The organism is Sorangium sp. So ce362 (genome assembly GCF_051519845.1).
In the GTDB taxonomy this organism is placed as follows: Bacteria; Myxococcota_A; Polyangia; order Polyangiales; family Polyangiaceae; genus Sorangium.
In genome coordinates this window covers 9,596,249-9,618,325 of sequence record NZ_CP150332.1, presented here as the reverse complement: position 1 = coordinate 9,618,325, position 22,077 = coordinate 9,596,249, and the positions used below count along the sequence as shown (strand labels likewise).

Sequence of the window (22,077 nt, the reverse complement as noted above, 5' to 3'; positions counted from 1 at the left end):
CGGCGTGTCGCGCCGCGCTGCGCCGCGCGGCTCAGGGCCGGAAATGCCCCTGGGTCGCGCCTTCCCAGGCCGTCGCGAGGTACGGGAAGGCCGGCAGGAACCGCGCGTCGTTCGCCGCGACCCCGTCGCCCGCCGTCGCCCCGGGAGCGCCGGTCAGGAGGAGCGTGAACAGGGCGTCGGTGACGTCGGTCTGCTCATGGTCCGCGCCGGGGACCAGCGCGCGGCCGTTCGGGAAGCCCGACGGCATGCCCAGATCGATCCGGAGCACGTCGCCGACGGTCTCCAGGGTGTGTCCCCCGAGGCTCGATGGCTTCAGGTTGAACCTGTCGATGAGATCGGTCCGGTTCTGCTTCAGCGCCTCCGGATCGAAGGCCGCGAGCGGCTGGCCGGCCCGGTAGAGGCCCGCGAACTCGGCGTCGCGCACCAGGATCGGGTTCAGGAAGTACGCTCCGAAGTGGACGAGGTCGTCGCGCGGGTGCGCGCGGTTGTACTTGTCCTTGTCCTGCAGGCCGATGATCCACGTGTTGACGAGCGGCAGGCCGACCCGCGACACCTGCACCCAGGGACCCAGGCCGTCCTCCTTGCCGTTCGCGCGCAGGATCCGCACCTTGCGTCGGCTCGCGGAGGCCCAGATGCCGAGCGTCTGCCGGTCGCTCGGTCCCCGCGTCGGCTCCGATCCGCCGTTGGCCATCGCCAGCGGGATCTCGAGCGCGAGCGTGTGCACGTTGAAGCCGGCGAGGTTGTCGCGCGCGGTGCACGACGGGTTCGGCGCCGAGAGGAGCGGGCACAGCCCCGCGAGGTCGAACGCCCGGCCGAGATCCGCGTAGAAGCCGTCGTCGCGCGGCCCGGCCCAGGCGCGCCCCTCGCCGCCGGCCATCCGCTTGAGGAACTTCGAGGACGTCGCGAAGGCAGGGTAGCCGCCGCCGGTGATCTGATAGGCGAGCTCGTTCGTCCGCCTCCCGATGTTCGGCGGCGCGACCGGGGCGTCGGCGAGGAGGACCGTCGACGCCCCGCCCTCGATCTTCGTGATGGTGTACGTCTGCTCCGCGCCGGCGAGCTGCGCGAAGAACTCGTTGCCGCCGCTCGGCGCCGGCGTGAGCCCCGCCGGATCCTCCGCGCGGTACGGCGTGGTCGAGAACCGGAACTGGTAGGTCAGCGCGTCCTCGAGGCTCGACGGCCCGCGGGCGATGTGCACCTCGTAGAGCACGTCGTCCGAGAAGCCGTGGAAGTTCGGCCCGCCGGCGGGCTCCTCGAGCGGGATGTAGCTCGCGAGGATCACGAGGTTTCCGCCCTCCACCCACGCGTACAGATCGGTGTTGTCGGCGGCCGGATCCCCCGCGATCGCCGGCGCCTCGCGGTGGCTCGACGCTGCAGCAACGCCGGGTGCGCTGAGCGCGACGCACGCCGCGAAGACGGCGGCGGCGCGCGACGGCCTTTGGATCATGCGTGCGGGTCCTCCCATCGCTCCTCTGCGGCTCATTGCCTGAGCAGGAACACCGAGCCCTGCTCCTGGGCCCTGTGATCGACGAACGCGAAGACGTCGGCGCCCTTCGCCCGGTGCAGCCCGCCGGGCTCGTCGTGGCTCGGGGCGCCGGTGGCCGTCGCCGAGCGCGCCCCGGACGCCACCTCGATCCGCACGACCTCGTCGGCGCCTCGGGCCACGTTGCGCGTGAGCACGAGCAGCGCCGCGTCGTCGCGCGTCAGCGCGAGGCCGCACGGATAGCCGACGTGGAGCCCGGTCGCGAACGCGCTCACGAAGCCGTCCTCGATCCTGAAGACGGTCGCCGTCCTGTCGGGGCTCGCGAGGGTGTCGCAGACGAAGATGTCGCCCCCGCTGGCGACGGCGACGCCGCTGGGATCGACGAGCGGGCTCCCCTTCGCGATCGCGGAGGCCTCGCCGCCGCCGGACGGCAGGGCGAACACGCCGGGCTCGCCCCCCTCGCGATCGCGCCCCGAGAAGACGATCCGCTCCTCGCTGTCCGCGCCCCGGACGACCTCCAGGCCGCGCGCATGCATCCCCTCGCCGCCGCGGACCGGCGCGACGGCGCCGCCGGGCAAGTCGATCGCGAACAGGGCGCCCGCGTCGTCGAGCGCCGCGCTGCCCGCGCCCGGATCGGCCACGAAGAGCCGGCCGCCGCCCGCGCTCGCCGCGATCCCGAGCGGCGCGACGAAGGGCGGTCCAGCCGCGATCTCGGTGGCGCCTCCGCCGCCGTGCGCGCTGGTCCTGAAGACGCCGGCCCTGCCGCCAGCGTCGATGCCCGTGAAGTACACGTACGCCGCGCCGGCGTCCGGCGTCGCGTCGAACGCCGTCGCCGGGGCAAGGGTCGAGATCGCATAGGGCGCATCGCCTCCTGCGCCGCCCCCGCCGCCCGTACCGCTCGTCGTGGCCGCGCCCCCCGTCCCCGCGGCGGAGCCCGCGATGGTCCGTCCAGGCGCGTCCTCCGCGCGGCTGCAACCCGGGTGGCCCGCGGCGGCCGCAAGCGACGCCAGAGCGCACAGCACACCGGCGCTTCGCCGGAGGTCCCCCCTGGCTTCCGTCATGCCTGCTCCTCCCCGGCAGCGTCGCTCGTGCGCCCGGCTCGCGCGAGCCGCGCGGCGATCGCGCGGCGCCGAACGCGGCCGTTCTGCCACGGCCCTCCCGGATCGAGTAGGCCGCGGCCGCGCCACGCGCGACAAAGCCCCGCGCACCCTGCCTCTCGTGTCCGGGGTCGCCCGCCGGCGCTCAGGCCGGTGAGCAGCGCCACGCGGGACGGCCGTACGGCGTTCCCCCGTCGACCCGCTGACAGCCCCGTTTTATAACGACAGCCATGTTCGATGTCGCTCGGTCATTGTACGCACGGGCGTTGGAGGACATCCGTGCGGCGGGCCTCTACAAGGAAGAGCGGATCCTCGCGACGCCGCAGGGGCCGGCGATCCGGACCGAGGGGGGCGTCGAGGTCCTCAATTTCTGCGCGAACAACTACCTTGGTCTGTCGTCGCACCCGGCGGTCATCGGCGCGGCGAAGCAGGCGATCGACTCGCACGGCTTCGGCCTCTCCAGCGTCCGTTTCATCTGCGGCACGCAGGACCTGCACCGGCGGCTGGAGTCCAGGATTGCCCGCTTCTTCGGCACCGAGGACGCGATCCTTTATTCGTCCTGCTTCGACGCGAACGGCGGCCTGTTCGAGACGCTCCTCGGCGACGAGGACGCCGTCATCTCGGACGCGCTGAACCACGCCTCGATCATCGACGGCATCCGCCTCTGCAAGGCCGAGCGGCACCGTTACCCGAACGGGGACATGGCCGCTCTCGAGGACATCCTCCGCAAGACCGCCGGCAAGCGGCTCCGGCTCATCGCCACCGACGGCGTGTTCTCGATGGATGGATATCTGGCGAAGCTCGATACCATCTGCGATCTCGCCGACAAGTACCGCGCGATGGTGATGGTCGACGACTCGCATGCGACCGGGTTCATCGGCCCGACGGGGCGCGGGACCGCGGAGCTCTGCGGGGTCATGCACCGCATCGACGTGATCACCTCCACCCTGGGCAAGGCGCTCGGCGGCGCGAGCGGCGGCTTCACGACCGGCCGGCAGGAGATCGTCGACCTGCTGCGGCAGCGCTCGCGGCCCTACCTGTTCTCCAACACGCTCGCCCCCGCGATCGCCGGCGCCTCGATCGCCGTGTTCGACCTCATCGACGCCGAGCCCTCGCTGCGCCAGCAAGCGATGGAGAACGCGCGCCGGTTCCGGCAGGGGATGGCGCAGGCCGGGTTCACCATCAGGCCGGGCATCCACCCGATCGTGCCCATCCTGCTGGGCGAGGCGCGCCTCGCGAACGAGATGGCCAAGGCGCTCCTCGCCGAGGGCATCTATGTCATCGGCTTCTCGTACCCCGTCGTGCCGAAGGGCGAGGCCCGCATCCGGGTGCAGCTCTCCGCCGCGCACGAGCCCGCGCACGTCGACCGTGCGATCGAGGCCTTCCGGAAGGTCGGCCGGCAGCTCGGCGTCGTCGGCTGACCGGCTCAGTACCGGAGGATCACCTTCGGGTGGCTCGAGATCGCCTCCTGGAAGGCCGCCGCGTCGTAGTCCTGGAAGTCGAACACCGTCCCCTGGCCCCGGTTCAGGATGACCTCCCAGATGAGGTCGTGGATGTTCGGATCGCGCGACTCGAGCAGGTGGCGCGTGATGTGCCACGTCTCGAAGATGCGGCGGCCGATCACGCTGTGGAGGCTGATGCCGTCCACGATGAGGCGGTCGAAGTTCTCGATCACCGCGTCGCCGCTCTTCAGGCCGAAGAGGATGACGTCGCCCCCGCGCCTCGCCGCGTGGATCGCGTTGTTCACGCTGCTGTTCACGCCGCTCATCTCGAGCACGACGTCGACGCCGACCCCGTCCGTCAGCTTGCGCACCTGCTCCGTCAGTTCCGGATCGCTCGCGTGGGGCCGGTCGGGGCTCGCCCGGTGCGGGCGCAGGACCACGTCGGCGCCCAGGCGGCCGGCCATCTCGGCGTTCCGCTCCGCCGGCTCCACGCCGATGATGTAGATGGCCCCCATCGCGCGCGCGATCGCGACCGCGAAGAGGCCGATGGTGCCGCAGCCGAAGATCGCCACGCGCTTGCCGCGGAGGTTCACCTTGGTGCACGCGTGCACGGCGTTGCCGAACGGCTCCTGCACCGCGGCGACCTCGGGCCGCATCCTGGCGATGTCGGTGCGCCACAGGTTCTTCGCCGGCAGCTTGACGAGCTCGGCGAAGCAGCCATCCTCGCTGATCCCGATGATCTTGTCGTCGGCGCACACGTGGGTGTCGCCGACGCGGCACTGGTAGCAGGCGCCGCAGGCGATGTGGCTCTCGGTCGAGACGATGTCGCCGACCTCCAGCCCGAACGTCCGGCGCGCGTCGGTCCCGAGGTCGACGACGCGGCCGAGCAGCTCGTGGCCGATCGTGCGCGTCGCCTTCCGGTCGCGATCGAGCGACTTGAAGATCATGTCCTTGAAGGCGCTGCGGAACCAGATGCCCCGATCCGAGCCGCAGAAGCCCGTCATGATGGGCTTCACGAGGACGCTCGCGCGGTCGTGGTAGTCCTTGGCCTCGTCGATCGCCGGGCGCTCGACCTCGTCCTTCGACAGCCCGACGGTGGACTCCCACGGCTGCCTCTCGCGGTTGTACGTCAGCGCCCACATCGCGTCGCTCATGCACCTGGCTCCTGTCTCAGGGCTCCGAGGCGCGCAGCTGGCGCTCGGGCGCCTCAGGGGTATGTAGCGTGGCGCGTGGACAAGCGAGCGCCCATCAGAAAATTGCGCTCGGGCTGCTCACTTCTTCAGCAGCTCTACCTATTTCTTCAGCTCGATCCTGCGCCGACCCGTGCCGCCGTCCGCCGCGCCCGTGTCGGGGGTCGTGGCGTCGCCGGCCGCACCTGCGTCGCCGGTCGTCCCGGCCTCGGGGGTCGTGCCGGTGCCGGTCGCGCCTGCGTCGCTGCCGGTCGTGCCCGCGTCGCTGCCGGTGGCCCCGCCGGTGGGGGCGCCCGCATCGGCCGTCCTGGGCGCAGGGGTCGCCGTCGCCTGGTGGACGTCGGCGTCCGTCGCGGTCGTCGCGCGGCTGTCGTTCGTCTTGAGCTCGATCCATCCGAGCGTGGGCTGGCCCCCGCTCTGGAAGGCCACGAGCATCCAGTCCTGGTAGCTCGCCTTGAGGTCGACGAGCGCGCCGCTGTCGAGCCGCGCGAGCTCCTTCGACTGGGCGTCCGCCGACGGGTGCACGGCGAACTGCTCCAGCAGGCGCCGGCGCCCGGGCTGGGGCTCCATGGTCGGGTAGGTGGCCACGTACCCGATGGGGTCCGCCGCGACGGACGCCGCGGGGGGCGCCGGGGGCGCCGAGGGCTCCGCCGAGGTCGCTGCGCTCGTCGTCGAGGCCTCCTCCCTGTTGCACCCTGCTCCGGCGAGCAAGCTGCCCGCGAGCACAAGGCTCCACATCTCGACCGCACGTGCCATCGTCTCCTCCGTCGCCTCGGGCCGGGGGGAATCGCTACGTTGGCCTGAGGCCGGGGCACCGTACACGAGCCTCGCGGGGAGCGCAGCTCCCCCCCCGCGCTCGTCTCGGTGGCCTCAGCGCTTGGATGGCACGCGCGCGGGCGCCGGCGGCGGCGTCGTCTCGGAGACGGGAGGCCGCTCGCGCAGGCACTTGTCGAGGCCTTCTTGCAGGGTCGCCTCGTGGGCGCCGGGGAGCTTCGGGCGACCCATCACGTTCACGAAGAGGCGATCCTGCGCGATGCCGCCGCCCGGACCGAAGCTCATCCACACGAACATCGCGCGCCCCTTGATGTTCTCGAACGGCACGCCCGCGCCGAGCCCGCCGCGCCAGCTGCGCGAGTCGTGGCTGTTGTTGCGGTTGTCGCCCATCACCCACGCCTCGTCGGCGGCCACCTTGAAGGGGCCCTGGAGCATGCCGCAGACGCCGCCCCGGCACGTGGAGCCCGGCGTGCAGTCGTCGCTCGCCACGCACATCGTCTCGTCGGGGTTCATGTCGTAGAGCGTGAAGTACGACTTCTCCCCGAGGAACTCGACGAACAGCTCCGCCTGCCGGCCCTCGTAGCGGAACGGGCCGACGTGGCAGTGGGGGACGAGCCAGCCGTTGAGGATGGGACGGCCGTTGATCGCCTCCAGCGTGTCGCCCGAGACGGCGATCGTCCGCTTGATGAAATCCTGCTCCTTGTTCTCGGGGAACTTGAACACCATCACGTCGCCGCGCGTCGGCGGCAGGCGAGGGAAGAGGCGCTGGTCGGTCCAGGGGATGAGCGGGCCGTAGGTGAACTTGTTGACGAAGATGTGGTCGCCGACCATGAGGGTCGGGATCATCGAGCCGCTCGGGATCTTGAACGCCTCGACGACGAAGGCGCGCAGGAGGAGCGCCACGGCGACGGCGATGCCGATCGACTCGGCGTACTCGCGCATCTCGCCCTTGCGCCAGCGGCCGAGGTGCTCGCCGACCGCGCGATCGGCGCGGCTGTGGGCGGCGTCGAACTCGTCGGCGTCGAACGTCTCGGAGCTCATCGTGCGCTCGAGGGCGGCGATCGCCTGCATCACCTGCTCGCGCTCGCCGCTCGTCAGCTCGCGCTCGACGTCGCGCTTGCGGGTGCGCAGGATCCGGTGGGCCTCCTCGAGGAGCGCCGCGGCGTCCTCGAAGCGGGCGCGCGCCTTCGGCGGGATGTCCCGGCGGCCGCCGACGCCGATCGCCGACGCGAACGGCAGCTCGTGGCGGAACCGCCAGAAGATCATCGCGAAGATCGTGAAGAGCACGATGCCGGCCGGGATCTGCTGCTCGCCGACGAAGACGCGGAGCGGCTGGGTGCTCCCGCTCTCGGACGACGGGGTGAGCAGCCAGACGTTCGCGACCGCGAGCGCGAACGGCACGAGGCAGATCCACACGAGGTGGAAAAGGAAGCGCAGCACCCGGCCGTCCCTGCCTCCGGGCGGAGGAGCGCTGCCGGTCCCGCGCGGGTCCGCGCCTCCGGTCGCCTTGGCCGCGCTGACGCGGGGCTCCGAGCTAGCGTTTCCCCTCATCGAGGGTCTGAGCTCCGAGCTAGCGGGCCGATTGGCCGCGACCGACGGTACGCTCTGGTGTTGTTCATCGGGGCGCGACGGCATTCATCGGGGCGCGGCGGCAAGAGGGAGCTTATGTATACGCCGCCCCTCGCCGCGGCAAGTGCGCAGGCGCGGCAGGCGACGAGCGGTCCGTCGTTGTCACCGTCGCCGTCGCCCTCGTCAGGGCGCGTCCCCGATCTCGACGGCGTAGCTCACCAGGGCGGCCCGGTCGTCGCGGGCGTATGTCGTCGGCTGCGTCCGCCCCGCGGCGTTCGTGTTGTCGATGACCAGGTAGTACTGCCCCTCGGGCAGCGGCACCGTCCGCCGCCAGGGGGCGCCGGAGTACACCGGCTCGTCGAGCAGGGGCGCCGCAGAGAGCGGTGGAGGCGCGGGCTGCGTCAGGTACGCCTGGAGCCACTGCTCCCCGGTGCCCCGGGACACGAGGATCACGTCCACGCCCGGCGCGCCGTCGACGGCGACCGTGAGCGTCATGGCCTCGCCGCTGTCCATGATCTCGAGCGGGCCGATGTAGTCGCGCTGGTCCTGGTGCACCTCGGTGCGCTCGTTCGCCAGGAGCAGCCTGCCGTTCTCGCGCCGCGCGTAGGGAGCGTGGGGCCGCTGCCCCTTCTCGATGATGCCGAGGCCGAACTGCACCGCGCCGTCGTCGTCGCGGATGACCGTGAATCCCCGGGCGATCTCGGTCTTCACGAGCTGGGCGCCGAGCGCGTTGGCGTACGCGCTGCCCTGGGCCAGCGACACGCCGCCGAGCGAGATCGCGGCGGGCTGCTCGACGAGCTTGGTCGTGAAGCTCGCCGCCGTGGTCGATCGCTGACGGAAGTACACGTACATCGTGTCGCCATCCATCAGGAAGTCGTGATCGTACTCGACGGCGGCGCTCGCATCGAAGCTCATGCGCTTCGTCAGGTTCGTCCAGACCACGCCGCTGCCCCCGAACTGGAGGAAGAGGTGGCCGTTCGCCAGCTCCTGGGCGACGCACGAGCCCGGGTAGAACCGGCCGGTCACCGGATCCTCGTCGCGGAGGCGCAGCGGCACGCTCCGCTTCCGCATCTCGCTGCAGAGCTGGCTCGTCGCGAAGGACAGGATCGCCCTGCGGAGCGACAGGTTCCCCGGATCGTTCACGATGCCCGGCATGACGCCGAGCGCGCCCTGGCCGCACGCGCCGCACACCGTCCCGAGCAGGGAGAGGCAGAGCGCGAGGCCGAGCGCGCGCAGCGCGGCGGTGCGGAAGAGCATGGGCGCAGCATAGTCGAAACACCGGCGGATCGAGCGGCGCGCGTGCACAGCGCGCAGGCGGGGCACGTCGCTTTCGGCCGGGCGCGCGGGTGATGGTAGGGTCGCCTCCATGGCGAACGTCGCAGTGATCGGGGCCGGCGCCTGGGGGACGGCGCTGGCGAAGTTGCTGGCGGACAAGGGCAACCCCACCGCGCTCTGGGCGCACCAGGGGGAGCTCGCCGAGCGCATCGGCCGTGAGCACGAGAACCCCCGGTACCTGCCGGGCGTGGAGCTGCCCGCGAGCCTGCGCGCGACGAGCGACCTCGAGGGCGCGCTCCGCGGCGCGGAGCTCGTCGTCGTTGTCGTGCCGTCGCACGCGCTGCGCGCGGTGGTCCGCGAGGCCGAGCCCCACATCCCGCGGAGCGCGCTCGTCTGCAGCGCGACGAAGGGCATCGAGAACGACTCGCTGATGCTGATGAGCGAGGTGCTCGTCGACGAGCTCGGGCGCGAGGCCGAGCCGCGGCTCTCGTACCTGTCGGGCCCGAGCTTCGCGCGGGAGGTCGCGGCCGGCCAGCCGACCACCGTGGTGGTCGCAGGCAGGAGGCCGCCGGAGACGCACGCGGTGCAGCGCATGCTCGCGACAGATCGGTTCCGGGTCTACTCGTCCGATGACGTCGTGGGCGTCGAGGTGGGCGGCGCCCTCAAGAACGTCGTCGCCATCGCGGCCGGCATCTGCGACGGCCTCGGCCTTGGCCACAACGCGCGCGCCGGGCTCATCACGCGCGGCCTCGCGGAGATCGGCCGCATGGCGGCGGCGAAGGGGGCGAACCCGCTCACCCTGGCGGGGCTCTCCGGGATGGGCGACCTGGTGCTCACGTGCACGGGCGAGCTGTCGCGCAACCGCACCGTCGGGCTCGAGATGGGCAGGGGACGGAAGCTCGAGCAGATCCTCGAGGGGCTCGGCCACGTCGCCGAGGGGGTGAAGACGGCGAAGAGCGCGTACGACCTCGCGAACAAGCTGGGCGTGAGCGCGCCGATCACGGTCGAGGTGTACAGGATGCTCTACGAGGGAAAGCCGCCGCCGCAGGCCGTTGTCGACCTCATGACGCGCGCCCTCACGAAAGAGTGAGGCGCGGGGCTGGCTCGCGGGAAGGCGCTTTCTCGCGCGGCCCGCGCGCCTCGCCTTGCGCGAGCGTGTAAAGTGGCGGCGCGATGCACACGCGACCTCTCGTGAGTCTCCTCTCCGCGCTCCTCGTGTCGAGCGTCAGCTGGACGGCCGCTGCCCAGTACGGAGCGCCGCCCTACGGTGGCCAGCAGGGCGGCTCGTACGGGGGCCAGTACGGCGGAGGCCAGTACGGCGCTCCGTACGGCGGCTACGCCTATGCGCCGCCGCAGAAGAAGAGCCTGCCCAAGTCGACGCCGCTCGAGGTCGGCTATCTCTACGCCACGTCCGTGGCTTACGGCATGGGGACCGGCATCTGGTTCGACGCGCTCGTCGGCATCGACGATCCCGGCGTGCAGTTCATCGCGCCCGCGCTCCTCGGCGTCGCGGCGCCGGTCGGGGTCTATTTCCTCGACTCGCCGCCGATGCCGCGCGGCATGCCCTCCGCGATCGCCACGGGCATGGTGATCGGCGCGGGCGAGGGGCTCGGCATCGCCTCCTACCAGCACGTCAGCGCGCGCAAGGGCAAGGAGTGGGGGTTCCTCGGGCTCGCCACCTCCGAGGTGATCGGCTCCACCGTCGGCGGCGCGGCGGGCTGGGGTTTCTACCATCTGCTCCGGCCCAAGCCGCAGACCAACATGCTCATCGCCTCGGGCGCGGTGTGGGGCTCCCTCATCGGCAGCGAGTTCGGGGCCGCCGCCAGCAACGGCGGATGGAGCGAGTCGAACGACAGCATCTCGCTCGGCGGCCTGATCGGGTTCAACGTCGCGACCGCGGGCGCCGTCGGCCTGTCCATCGCCTGGACGCCGTCGTGGAACCAGCTCGCGTGGATGTGGGGCGGCCTCGGCATCGGCACGGTCGTGTCGTTGCCCATCTACTTCGCGTACATCGGCAGCGATCACGACCCTCGCCGCGGCCTCATCGCCCAGGGCGCGGCGGGCACCCTCGGCATCGTGGCGGGCGCCTTGTTCCTCGGGAGGCCGGACCCGAGCGGCGACGTCGCCCTGGACGCGCAGGAGGAGCGCGGCGATCCCCCGTTCGCGCGCGTGCTCGGCGGCGGCATGGTGCCTTACCGAGGCGGCATGGGCGCGGTCGTCATCGGAGAGCTCTGGTAAGCCGCGGTGTGCGGGCCAACACGGCTGCATGAGGCCGCGGCACGCCTGCTATGCTGCTCTCGATGCCGACCCTGAAGTATTTCGCCTCCGAGGGCGCGCCACGCCTGTACAGCGTCCACAAGCCGGTCACGACGCTCGGCAAGGCGCTCGGAAACGACGTCGCGGTCGCGGGGGCGGGGGTGCTGGATCATCACGCGCAGATCGTGTTCGACGGGCGTGATTTCGTGGTCGAGGAGTGCGAGCGCGACGGCGAGATCGCGATCAACGGCAAGAAGAAGCGGCGCGCCCGGCTGGTGCACGGCGACCGGCTCCAGCTCGGCGCGGTGGAGGTCGGGTTCTCGATGTTCGCCGAGGCGCCCACCGTCCAGGAGCGGCTCCCGGCGTGCGACGGCGAGGCGGAGCGGCCCGCGGCGCCGCAGGGCTCGTCGGAGCTCGCGGGCGTCCGCAAGCTGTTCGCGTTCAGCGAGAAGCTCATCAACCGGCGCAGCGTCGACGAGCTCCTCGAGGCGATGCTCGACGACGTCATCGAGCTGAGCCACGCCGACAAGGGCTTCCTGTTGCTCCTCGAGGGCGCGGAGGCGGCGGCCGACTCGGCGGTCCGCGGCGGCGCTCCGGCCGCGACGTCCGCGGGCGGCGACCGCAAGCTCGCGGTGCGCGCGTCGCGCAACATCCGCAAGGAGGCCATCACCGACGCGGCCGGGGGGATCTCGGACAGCATCGTGCGGCAGGTCATCTCCTCGGGCCGCCCCGTGATCGTCTCCGACGCGCTCGCCGACACCCAGTTTGGCCGGAGCGACAGCGTCATCGCGATGAAGCTCTCCAGCGTGATGTGCGCGCCGCTCCTGTCGCAGGGCCAGATCATCGGCGCGCTCTACGTCGGCAACGACAAGATCAAGCACCTCTTCGATCGCGCCCAGCTCGATCTGCTCAGCATCTTCGCGTCCCAGGCCTCGCTCATCCTCCAGAACGCGATGCTCCTGAACGCCCTCAGGGCCGACAAGGCCAAGCTCGTCGCCGAGCTGCACGACAAGAAGTTCGGCGAGATCATCGGCGCCTGCCCGTCGATGCTCGAGGTGTTCCGCAAGCTGCAGAAGGTCGCGGCGACCGACATCAGCGTGCTCATCACGGGGGAGACGGGGACCGGGAAGGAGCTCATCGCGAAGGAGCTGCACCGGCGCAGCCCGCGCGAGGGCGGCCCCTTCGTCACCATCAACTGCGGCGCGATCCCCGAGAACCTCATCGAGAGCGAGCTCTTCGGCCACGTGAGGGGCGCCTTCACCGGCGCCATCGCCAGCCGCCCGGGCAAGTTCCAGGTCGCCGACAAGGGCACGCTGTTCCTCGACGAGATCGGCGAGCTCCCGCTGAACCTCCAGGTGAAGCTCCTCCGCGCCCTCCAGGAGCGGGTCGTCTTCCGCGTCGGCGACTCGAAGCCCGAGAAGGTCGACATCCGCATCGTCGCCGCCACAAACCGGAACCTCGAGGAGGAGATCCGCACCGGCAACTTCCGGGAGGATCTCTACTACCGGCTCAACGTCGTGAACCTGTGGCTCCCGCCGCTCCGTGAGCGCGGCGACGACGTGCTGATCATCGCCAAGGTCCTGCTCTCGAAGTACGCGGACGAGCTCGGCAGCGCCGTGCGCGGCTTCAGCCCCGCCGCGCTCGCCGCGATCAAGAAGTACTCCTGGCCGGGCAACATCCGGCAGCTCGAGAACCGCATCAAGAAGGCGCTGGTCCTCTGCGATCAGGCGCTCCTCGCCGTGGAGGACCTCGATCTCGGCCCCGGCGCCGAGGCGTCCGTCATGCCGCTGGAGAAGGCCAAGGAGGAGTTCCAGCGGCGGTACGTGCTGGAGGCGCTCGAGCGGAACAACGGCAACCGCACGCAGACGGCGCGCGACCTCGGCGTCGACCCGCGCACCATCTTCCGCTACCTCGAGAAGGAGCAGAACCCGATGCCGAGCGGGGCCGGCGGCGTGGCCCGCGATCCGACCGAAGCGTGATGGAATACAACCCCGAGGGGCCCTTCGCAGATCCCTGTCCGATCAAGACCCGCGCCGACCTGGAGTGGGACCGCATCCTCGAGGCGCTCGCCGAGCGCTGCGCGTCGCGCGCCGGCAAGCGGCTCGCCCGGGCGCTGCCGTTCGCGTCGACGCGCGCCGAGGCGCTCACCACGCTCGCGGAGGTGCGCGAGGCGGTCGAGCTCGCCCGGGCCGGGGAGCCGGTCCCGGCGCGCGACGTCGCGGAGCTCGAGGACGCGCTCGATCGCGCGCGCATCGGCGCGTCGCTCGCGAACGAGGAGCTCCGCGCCGTGCTCGGCCTGCTCGACGCCGCGCGCACCGCGCGGCAGTACCTGCAGAGCCGGCGTCAGATCGCGCCCGCGCTCTATGCGGCGTGCGCGACCAACCCCGAGCTCGACGCCGTCGCGCGCGATCTCGCGGCGGCCTTCGATCCGGACGGCACGCTCTCGGATCGCGCCTCGCCCCGCCTGGAGGCGCTGCGCGCGGAGCGGCGCGCGGTGCGCGATCGGCTCGTCCGCCGCCTCGAGGACCTCATCCAGAAGCACGAGGACATCCTCCAGGACCGCTACTGGACCGAGCGCGACGGGCGCTACGTGCTCCCGGTGCGGTCCGACGCGCACGAGCGCTTCCCTGGCATCGTCCACGCGACCAGCGCGAGCGGCGCCACCGTGTTCGTCGAGCCCCGGGTGCTCGTCGAGACGGGCAACCGGATGAAGATGGTCGACGCCGAGGTCGCGCGCGAGGAGCAGGCGATCTACGCGGCGCTCACCGCTCGCGTGACCGAGGACATCGAGAGCGTCGCGGCCGCCGCCCGCGCGCTGGCCCACGCCGACGTGAGGTCCGCCGCCGCGCGGCTCGCGCGCGACCTCGACCTCACCTTCCCCGAGGTCCCCGAGGGCGCGTTCGCCGTGGATCGCGGCGCCTCCGAGGCCGCGGCGCGGCCGAGCTCGATCGCCCTCAACGGTGGCCGCCATCCGCTCCTCGCGCTCGACGGCGTGAAGGTGGTCCCGAGCGATCTCTCGATGAGCACGGGTCGCGCGATGATCGTCTCCGGGCCGAACGCCGGCGGCAAGACCGTGGCCCTGAAGACGCTCGGGCTCGCGGCGCTGATGGTCCGCGCGGGCCTGCCGGTCGCGGCGAGGGACGGCTCCCGCGTCGCGCTCTTCGACGTCGTGCTGACCGACGTCGGCGACGACCAGAACCTCCACAAGAACCTGTCGACCTTCAGCGCCCACGTGAAGAACCTCGGGCGGATCCTCGGCGAGACGCGCCCCGGCGCCCTCGTCCTGCTGGACGAGCTCGCCGGCGGCACCGATCCGCGCGAGGGCGAGGCGCTCGCCGCGGCCGTGCTCGACTCGCTCTGCGCGCGCGGCGGCACCGTCGCCTGCACCACGCACTACGAGGGCCTCAAGGCGCTCGCGCTGGGCGATCAGCGCTTCGAGAACGCCTCGGTCGGCTTCGATCTCGCCACCATGAGCCCGACCTTCCGGCTCGTCGTCGGCGTGCCCGGCGCCTCGAGCGCGCTCGCCGTCGCGCGGCAGTTCGGGATCCCGGGCACCGTGCTCGAGCGGGCCGAGCGCTTCCTCACGAAGGAGGCGGTCACCTTCGAGCAGATGGTCGAGAAGCTCGCCGCCGAGCGCCGCGCGCTCGAGCTCGCGCGCGAGGACGCCGAGCGGGAAGCGGGCGCCTCCCGCGCGAAGCGGCGGGAGCTGGAGGGGGAGATCGAGCGGCTCCGGGAGAAGGAGCGCGGCGTGATCACGCGCGAGGGAGAGGCGCTGCTCGCCAGCCTGCGGCGCGCGCGCGAGGACCTCAAGGCGGCGCAGTCGCGGCTGCGCGGCAAGCCCACCGAGGACGACGTGCGGGCGGCCGCGCGCGCCATGGATGCGGTCGGACAGAAGACGTCGATCGGCGGCGAGCTCGAGCTCCGCCCGAGGGACGAGCCGCCGGCGCGGCCGGCGATCGATCCGGCGGCCGTCCGCGTCGGCACCCGCGTCTACGTGCCTCGCCTGCGGGCCGAGGCCGAGGTGGTCGAGGTCCTCTCGGGCGGCCAGCTGCGGGTCGCCGCCGGCGCGCTCAAGCTCACGACCTCGATCGCCGAGCTGCGCGGCGCTGCTGCGGCGCCGCCGGCGGCCGCGGCGCCGCAGCAGCGCCGCGTCGACCTGGACGCGGCGGCGGACCCCGACGTCCCGATCCAGACGGCCGACAACACCGTGGATCTCCGCGGCCTGCGCGCGCACGAGGCGGTCGCGATGGCCGAGCAGTTCCTCGACCGCTCGCTCGGCGCGGGCCGCCGGGTCACGTTCTTCGTCCACGGGCACGGCACGGGCGCCCTGCGCGACGCCGTCCGCGAGGCGCTGCGCGGGAGCCCCTACGTGGCGCGCCTCCGCCCGGGCGGCCCCGGCGAGGGCGGCGACGGCGTGACGGTCGCGTGGCTGAAGTGGTGAGCCGCGCGCGCCGCGGCGCTCAGCGGTCCCGGTCGACGCGGCCGAGGTTCTCGGCGACCCGGTCGAGCACGCCGTTCACGAAGGCGCCGCTCTCCTCGCTGCCGTAGCGCTTGGCGAGCTCGACCGCCTCGTCGAGGATGACCGCGCGCGGCACCTCCGGGTGGTTCATGAGCTCCCACGCGCCGAGCCGGAGCACGTTCCGATCGACCCGCGCCATCCGCTCGAGGCGCCAGTTCGTGCTCGCCTTGCGGATCGCCTCGTCCACGGCCGCGAGGTCCTTGGCGACGCCGATCGCCACCTCGTCCGCGTAGGCGCGCCCCTCCGGGTCCCCGGGCGTCTCGCGCCAGAAGGTCGCGACGACGCGGGGCGCCGGGTTTCCGCCGGCCTCCAACGCAAACAACATCTGCAAGGCCGCCTCGCGGCCGGTAGAACGCGCACCCATCTCTCAGAACCTTCGTCTAGAGGCCAGCTGCGTCCAGCGCGGCGCCGAGCGCGAGCATCTCGATCGCGCTGACGGCGGCCTCCCACCCCTTATTGCCATGCTTTGTGCCCGCCCGCTCGATCGCTTGTTCGATCGAGTCGGTCGTGAGGACCCCGAACGTGACCGGCACCCCGGTCTGGAGCGAGACGGTCGCGATCCCCTTCGTGACCTCGGCCGCCACGTAGTCGAAATGCGGGGTCGAGCCCCGGATCACGGCGCCCAGGGTGACGATCGCGTCGACGCTCTTCTTGTGCGCGAGCCTCCCCACGATGGTGGGCATCTCCCACGCGCCCGGGACGCGCACGATGGAGGTCCGCTCGAGGGAGCCGCCGTGCCGCGCGATGGCGTCGAGCGCGCCCTCGACCAGGCGGTCGACGATGAAGTGGTTGAAGCGGCTCGCCACGACGGCGAAGCGCGCCCCCGGCGGGACCACCAGGTTCCCTTCGATCACCCTCGCCTGTGCCTGCCCGACCGCTTGCTCTGCCATCCGCCGTTCCTCTCTCCTGCCGCGCGGGGTGCGCGGTCGCTGCGCTCGCGATCCTGATCCGAGCGCCCCTTCTACCTGCGCGACCCGAGCGCGTCAGCGCGCGTCAGGCGTCGCCCTTCATCGAGACGAGCGGCACCCGCTCGGTCACGGTGAGCCCGAAGCCGGTGATCCCGACGATCTTCGGCTGGCTGTTCGTGAGGAGCCGGATCTGGTGCACCCCGAGGTCCGCCAGGACCTGCGCGCCGAGGCCGAACTCCCGCAGCGTCGACGGCTGCTGCGTCCTCACCACGGGGGCGCTCTCGTCGGGACCCGGGCCCTTCAGCGGCTCCAGCTCGCGGCTCAGGTCCCCTCGCGACGGGATGTAGACGACCACCCCGACGCCGGCGCCCTCGATCGCGAGGAGCGCCTCGCGCAGGTTCGAGCCGCCGTCGAAGGGCGTCGAGCTGAAGAGATCCGCGATGGTCGAGCCGGAGTGCACGCGGCAGAGGATGGGCTCCGTCGTCGCGACCACGCCCTTGGTCAGCGCGAGGAACTGCCGCTGCTCGTTGATGACCTCGTAGACGTACGCGGTCCACTCCGTGCCCGTGAGGTCGAGCCGGAGCGTCCGGTCGCTCACGCGGCGGACCAGCCGTTCGGTCTGGAGCCGGTACTGGATGAGGTCCGCCACCGTCAGGATCAGCAGGCCGTGCCTCGCGGCGAAGACCTCGAGGTCCCGCATGCGGGCCATGCTGCCGTCGTCGTTCATGATCTCGCAGATCACGCCCGCCGGCCGCAGCTCGGCGAGCCGCGCGAGGTCCACGGACCCCTCGGTCTGCCCCGTCCGCACGAGCACACCCCCGCGGCGCGCCTTCAGCGGGAAGACGTGCCCCGGCGTGACGAGATCCTCCGGCTTGGCGTCGCGCGCGATCGCGGCCCGGATCGTGTGCGCCCGATCGGCGGCGCTGATCCCCGTCGTCACCCCGGAGCGCGCCTCGATGCTCACGGTGAAGGCGGTGCCGAGCGGCGGCCCGCTCCGCCCCGGCGCCGACATCATCGGCAGCTCGAGGCGCGCGACCTGCTCCTCGTCGAGGGCGAGGCAGATGAGGCCGCGCCCGTGCATCGCCATGAAGTTGATGGCCTCGGGGGTCACCGCCTCCGCCGCCATGCAGAGGTCCCCCTCGTTCTCGCGATCCTCGTCGTCGACCAGGATGACCATCTTGCCCGCGCGGATGTGATCCAGCGCGGTGTTCACGCGGTCGAGGACCGCCTTGTCGATGGTCAGCCGGTGAGGCATCGGGCCGCCGGACGTCATGTCCTGGCCGAGCTTGCCGCTCGAGGCGGACAGCGCCTCACCAGAATCCCCCCGCGCGCAGCTTTGCGAGGAGTCGTTCGTCGTGATCCGCATGCTCTCCCGTATTTCCACGCTCTTCGCCGCGCTCGGCAGAGGCCTTGCTATCGCGCGCATCCTTGCTCGAGAGGCTCTGCAGGCCGGCGAGCGACGCGACCTGGAGCGTCCGCGCCACGTAGCGCGCGAGCACGTCAACTTCAAGGTTGACGGCTGCGCCGGGGCGGAGCTCACCGAGGAGAGTCCGGCCGATGGTGTGCGGCACCAGCATCACGTCGAACCAGGTCTCCGCGGAGCCTGGCGTGGACACGTCGTTGAGCGTGAGGCTCGCGCCGTCGATGGCGATCGAGCCCTTGGGAGCGAGGAAACGAGCGAGCTCGTCCGGGGCGCTCACCCTCAGGCGGACCGCGTCGCCGGCCCGCGACTGCTCGACGACGCGGCCGAGCCCATCGACGTGGCCGAGCACCACGTGCCCGCCCATGCGCGCGCCGAGCGGCGTCGCCCGCTCGAGGTGGACCCGCGCGCCGATCTGCAGCGCGCCGAGCGTCGTGCGGCCGAGGGTCTCGGAGGACATATCGCACTCGAACCCGCCGGGCGCGATGCGATCGACGGTGAGGCAGGCGCCGTTCACGCTCACGGACTCGCCGAGCGTCAGCGGCCCGAGGCTCGTCTCGACGAGCGCGCGGGCCACGGCGCCGCCGCTCCGGCGGCGGAGGATCCCGATCGTCTCGACAAGCCCGGTGAACATCGTCGACGCCCCTCTGCCTATTCCTTCGAGGTGCGGTGTCCCTGGCTGGTCAGGAGCTTGTCGATGAGCCCCTGCGAGTAGCTCGACAGCTCGGTGAAGACGACGCCCATCCCCTGCGGATCGTCGTGCACGCGCACGACCTCGCCGACGCCCTCGATCGTCTCGATGTCGTCCATGATCACGGTGAACCGGAGGTTCACCTGCGTCCCGACGGCGAGCGGCGTCTTCGATCGGACGAACACGCCGGTGCGCGAGATGTTCGTCACGTACTCGTTGATGAACGCGTCATAGGACTCGAACTCCTTGTTGATGGTGACGCGCTCTTCCCTGCGTCCCGTCTTCGCGTCGATGCTCTCCGGAGAACCCTGATCGTCCACCATGGCGCCTTACTTACCTTGCAGATCGAACTGCTCGAGGTGGTACTCCTTCCGGGGTACGAGATCGATCCGGCGCTGGAACAGCCGCTCCGCCTCTTGCACGGCGATGCGCTCGTCGTTCTTCAGGAGGTCGATCACGGCCGGATGCGCGTTGACCACGACCGAGTAGCCGGGCAGGTTCATCCGTTCGCGCCGTATCTGCCTCAGGATCTCGTAGGCGACGGTCTGCTTGGATTGCAGCTGGCCCGTCCCGTCGCAGTAGAAGCACGGCTCGAGGATCGTCCGCCCGAGGCTCTCGCGCGTCCGCTTCCGGGTCATCTCGATGAGACCCAGATCGGAGATCCGGTTCAGCGTGGTCTTCGCCTTGTCCTTGGAGAGCAGCTCCTCGAGGCGGCGCCGCACCTTCTCCCGGTTCTGGGTGCGCTCCATGTCGATGAGGTCGAGGATGATCAGCCCGCCGATGTTGCGGAACCGGAGCTGATAGGCGATCTCCTCGACCGCCTCCATGTTCGTGGTCAGGATCGTCTCCTCGAGATCCTTCGACCCCTTGCCGACGAACCGCCCCGTGTTCACGTCGATCGCGGTGAGCGCCTCGGCCTGATCGATGATCAGGTGCCCCCCCGACGGGAGCGGGACCTTCCGCGACAGCGCGCGCTGGATCTCGTCCTCGATCCCGTACGCGTCGAAGATCGGCTCGGTGCCCTCGTAGAGCTCCACCGCGTCGGCGCGCTCGGGCATGAACATCTCGACGAAGCGCCGCAGGCGGATGTACTCATCGCGATCGTCGATCACGATCTTCTCGATGTCGTCGGTGAAGAGGTCGCGTGCGGTCTTCAGCACGAGGTCGAGCTCGGTGTAGAGCACCGCCGGTGCCCTCACGTCGCTCTCGCGCTTCTTCGCCACCTCGCCCCAGAGGCGCACGAGGTAGCCCACGTCGGCCTTGAGCTGCTTCTTCGTGAGGCCTTCGGCGAGCGTGCGCACGATGAGCCCGCCCTGCGGCGGCTTCATCGCCTCGATGGCGTCGCGCAGCCGGGAGCGCTCCTTCTCCGAGCCGATCCGCTTGGAGATCCCGATGTGATCGACCGTCGGCAGGTACACGACATAGCGGCCGGGGAGCGAGATGTGGCTCGTGACCCGGGCGCCCTTCGTCCCGATGGGCTCCTTCGAGATCTGGACGATGACCTCCTGCCCCTCGCGGACGACCTCGCGGATCGGGGTCGATTTCGAGATGCGCGGCGGCTCGTTCTGCCAGTTGCGCCCATTCTGCTGGCCGCGCGCGGCGCCCTTGCCCTTGCCGTCCCGCGGCGGCTCGCGTCCGCGCTCTCGCGTCCGCTGCTCGCGCCCGCGCCCTTCGCGTCCGCCCTGCTGCCCTTTCCCGCCCCGGTCACGTCCTTCACGCGGCGGCTCGCGCCCTTCGCGCGGCGCCTCGCGCCCCTCGCGCGGCGCCTCGCGCCCTTGGCGCCCCTCACGCCCTTCGCGCGGCGGCTCGCGCCCCTCGCGCGGCGGCTCGCGCCCCTCGCGCGGCGCCTCGCGCGCTTCCGTGGCGACCACCCCCTCGGGCGAGCCGCTGGCGCCCTCCAGGTTGGCGCGCCGGTCGCGCGTCCGTCCTGACCGGCGCACGCGCGCCTCCCGCCGTCCGCGTGTGCGCCCGTTGCGCGCACGCGCTGCCGGCGGCACCTCATCACCCGGCGCGGTTGCCGCGACGGCGCCCTCGGCGGCCGGCGACGCGTTCGCCTCCTGCCTGGCCGGCCACTCGCCGGCGGCATGCGCGACGGGCTCGTCCGATGCCCTCGCTGCTACCGGTTCTGTCTCCCCGCTGTCCGCGGCGTCGCTGCGCGCCTCCGGGCGCTCAGCGTCTGCGCTCCACACGTCGGCGGCATCCTCCGGCGGAGGGGAGGCGGGCTCGACGTCGTAGGCGGGCGTGTCGAGCTCGTCGTCGTCCTCCGCCTCCGCTTCGTCGGGGCCCGAGTCCTCCGGGCCGCCCTCGTCGACGTCGCTGCTGCCGCCTGGCGCGACCAGCTCTTCGTCGTCGTCGTCGTCCACGTGTCCGCCGTCGATCTCCGGCTCGTCGTCGGCCTCGTCGAGGGTCACCATCGAGCCCACGCCGGTGAACGCCTGTCCGGAAGGGCTTCCGAGCACGTCGAGCGCCGTGGGCAGCTCGATCGGCACGTCGCTCGCCTCGTCGAGCGGGCTGTCCGCCGCGAGCGGGCCTTCGGCCTCGAACCCTTCTTCGGTCCCGAAATCCGCCCCCTCCTGGGGCTCGTGGTGTTCGGCTGCCGCGTCGGTGCCCTCGGGCGCGGTCTCTGCGCCGGTTAGCTCGTGCGCCTCGCTTTCTGTTTCTGCATGCCCGGGCGCCTCGCTGGCGCGCGCGGCGCGGCCGCGGGAGGAGGCGCGCTCCTCCTCGGCGGGACGGCGGTGACCAGCCAGGTATGCCTCGAAATCGTCGGGCCGGATGAGGTCCTCGACGTGCAGGAAGGCGGCTCGCTCGAGCCCCACGTCGATGAACGCGGCCTGCATTCCGGGCAAAACGCGGCTGACCTTGCCGAGGTAGATGTTTCCGAGCGTCCCCTTGGAGCTCTCCCGCTCGAGATGCAGCTCGGCGATGATCCCATTTTCGATCAGCGCGACGCGTGTCTCGCGGATGTCCACATTGATGACGAGAAGGTTCTTTCCCATGTCGGATGCCGCACATCGGCGGCGCCGCCAAGCGTTACCACGGGTTGCCCGGGCCATGAAGGCGCAACCCGGAGCGCGCTGCGCGATTGAGGGCGTGGGGACGGAGATCGCCGAGGCAGGCCGGTCGCCAGTACGTGAGCTACCTCGCGTATTCGCCGCTCCGTCCCGAGGAACGGCGGCGCCTGCTGCCGGCCCCGAGCGACGGCGGCGTCTGGCACTGGACCCACCCTGGCCGGGGGGCGCTGGACCGCGTGCCGGCGCCCGCCACCGGGGAGCAAGCGTCCAACCCGGGAGGGGGCCCAAGCCGGGACGGGGCCTCAACCCGGGACGGGGCCAGGCCAACCCGGGACGGTGCCCCAACCCGGGACGGGGCCAGGCCAACCCGGGACGGTGCCCCAACCCGGGACGGGGCCAGGCCAACCCGGGACGGTGCCCCAACCCGGGACGGTGCCCAACCCGG

17 protein-coding genes are annotated in these 22,077 nt (G+C 71.9%); 5 read left to right on the top strand and 12 right to left on the bottom strand.

All coding sequences use genetic code 11. The features are described 5' to 3' along the window. Positions 1–31: 31 nt before the first annotated feature. Positions 32–1,444 carry a DUF4331 domain-containing protein gene (locus WMF17_RS36975; protein WP_437598081.1) on the bottom strand — a complete coding sequence of 471 codons (1,413 nt, stop codon included), beginning with the start codon at positions 1,442–1,444 and terminating at the stop codon, positions 32–34. A 32-nt stretch (positions 1,445–1,476) separates the two neighbouring features. Beyond that, positions 1,477–2,541, bottom strand: coding sequence for a hypothetical protein (locus WMF17_RS36970; RefSeq protein WP_437598080.1), 1,065 nt, complete (start codon positions 2,539–2,541; stop codon positions 1,477–1,479). A gap of 266 nt (positions 2,542–2,807) precedes the next feature. On the opposite strand from WMF17_RS36970, the gene kbl reads away from it, so the two are divergent. Next, complete coding sequence (kbl, locus tag WMF17_RS36965; RefSeq protein ID WP_437598079.1) at positions 2,808–3,998, top strand: glycine C-acetyltransferase; 1,191 nt, start codon at positions 2,808–2,810, stop codon at positions 3,996–3,998. A 5-nt stretch (positions 3,999–4,003) separates the two neighbouring features. Here kbl and WMF17_RS36960 read toward each other — a convergent pair whose 3' ends face one another. The 4 genes from WMF17_RS36960 to WMF17_RS36945 form a co-directional block, all read right to left on the bottom strand. After that, positions 4,004–5,173, bottom strand: coding sequence for a zinc-binding dehydrogenase (locus WMF17_RS36960; protein WP_437598078.1), 1,170 nt, complete (start codon positions 5,171–5,173; stop codon positions 4,004–4,006). A gap of 138 nt (positions 5,174–5,311) precedes the next feature. Next, positions 5,312–5,965 carry a hypothetical protein gene (locus WMF17_RS36955; protein WP_437598077.1) on the bottom strand — a complete coding sequence of 218 codons (654 nt, stop codon included), beginning with the start codon at positions 5,963–5,965 and terminating at the stop codon, positions 5,312–5,314. Between the two features lie 114 nt (positions 5,966–6,079). Further along, on the bottom strand, positions 6,080–7,534 hold the full coding sequence (gene lepB, locus WMF17_RS36950) for a signal peptidase I (protein ID WP_437645729.1): 1,455 nt from the start codon (positions 7,532–7,534) through the stop codon (positions 6,080–6,082). A 201-nt stretch (positions 7,535–7,735) separates the two neighbouring features. Continuing rightward, a complete protein-coding gene (locus WMF17_RS36945; RefSeq protein WP_437645728.1) occupies positions 7,736–8,809 on the bottom strand; it encodes a hypothetical protein in 1,074 nt (357 codons plus the stop codon). A gap of 109 nt (positions 8,810–8,918) precedes the next feature. On the opposite strand from WMF17_RS36945, the gene WMF17_RS36940 reads away from it, so the two are divergent. From WMF17_RS36940 to WMF17_RS36925, 4 genes are all read left to right on the top strand, one after another. Beyond that, positions 8,919–9,917 carry an NAD(P)H-dependent glycerol-3-phosphate dehydrogenase gene (locus WMF17_RS36940; protein ID WP_437645726.1) on the top strand — a complete coding sequence of 333 codons (999 nt, stop codon included), beginning with the start codon at positions 8,919–8,921 and terminating at the stop codon, positions 9,915–9,917. Positions 9,918–10,000: 83 nt separating this feature from the next. Further along, on the top strand, positions 10,001–11,065 hold the full coding sequence (locus WMF17_RS36935; RefSeq protein WP_437645724.1) for a hypothetical protein: 1,065 nt from the start codon (positions 10,001–10,003) through the stop codon (positions 11,063–11,065). Between the two features lie 50 nt (positions 11,066–11,115). Beyond that, the gene (locus WMF17_RS36930) at positions 11,116–13,062 is read left to right on the top strand and encodes a sigma 54-interacting transcriptional regulator (RefSeq protein WP_437645722.1); all 1,947 of its coding nucleotides are present in this window, start codon (positions 11,116–11,118) and stop codon (positions 13,060–13,062) included. Then, positions 13,062–15,524 (top strand): endonuclease MutS2, encoded by a 2,463-nt coding sequence (locus WMF17_RS36925; RefSeq protein WP_437598071.1) that lies wholly within the window; start codon positions 13,062–13,064, stop codon positions 15,522–15,524. The genes WMF17_RS36930 and WMF17_RS36925 overlap by 1 nt, the downstream gene beginning before the upstream one ends. 19 nt (positions 15,525–15,543) lie before the next feature. Here WMF17_RS36925 and nusB read toward each other — a convergent pair whose 3' ends face one another. The 6 genes from nusB to WMF17_RS36895 form a co-directional block, all read right to left on the bottom strand. Then, the gene (gene nusB / locus WMF17_RS36920; protein WP_437575709.1) at positions 15,544–15,966 is read right to left on the bottom strand and encodes a transcription antitermination factor NusB; all 423 of its coding nucleotides are present in this window, start codon (positions 15,964–15,966) and stop codon (positions 15,544–15,546) included. A gap of 16 nt (positions 15,967–15,982) precedes the next feature. After that, positions 15,983–16,492 (bottom strand): 6,7-dimethyl-8-ribityllumazine synthase, encoded by a 510-nt coding sequence (gene ribH / locus WMF17_RS36915; RefSeq protein ID WP_437598070.1) that lies wholly within the window; start codon positions 16,490–16,492, stop codon positions 15,983–15,985. A gap of 103 nt (positions 16,493–16,595) precedes the next feature. Beyond that, positions 16,596–17,876 carry a 3,4-dihydroxy-2-butanone-4-phosphate synthase gene (ribB, locus tag WMF17_RS36910; protein WP_437645720.1) on the bottom strand — a complete coding sequence of 427 codons (1,281 nt, stop codon included), beginning with the start codon at positions 17,874–17,876 and terminating at the stop codon, positions 16,596–16,598. Beyond that, positions 17,821–18,564: a riboflavin synthase gene (locus tag WMF17_RS36905; protein ID WP_437598069.1), complete on the bottom strand. Its 744-nt coding sequence runs from the start codon at positions 18,562–18,564 to the stop codon at positions 17,821–17,823. The genes ribB and WMF17_RS36905 overlap by 56 nt, the downstream gene beginning before the upstream one ends. A gap of 17 nt (positions 18,565–18,581) precedes the next feature. After that, the gene (locus WMF17_RS36900; protein ID WP_437598068.1) at positions 18,582–18,944 is read right to left on the bottom strand and encodes a PilZ domain-containing protein; all 363 of its coding nucleotides are present in this window, start codon (positions 18,942–18,944) and stop codon (positions 18,582–18,584) included. Between the two features lie 6 nt (positions 18,945–18,950). After that, entirely contained in the window at positions 18,951–21,617 is a 2,667-nt protein-coding gene (locus WMF17_RS36895; RefSeq protein WP_437645718.1) for an Rne/Rng family ribonuclease, read from the bottom strand. Positions 21,618–22,077: the final 460 nt, after the last annotated feature.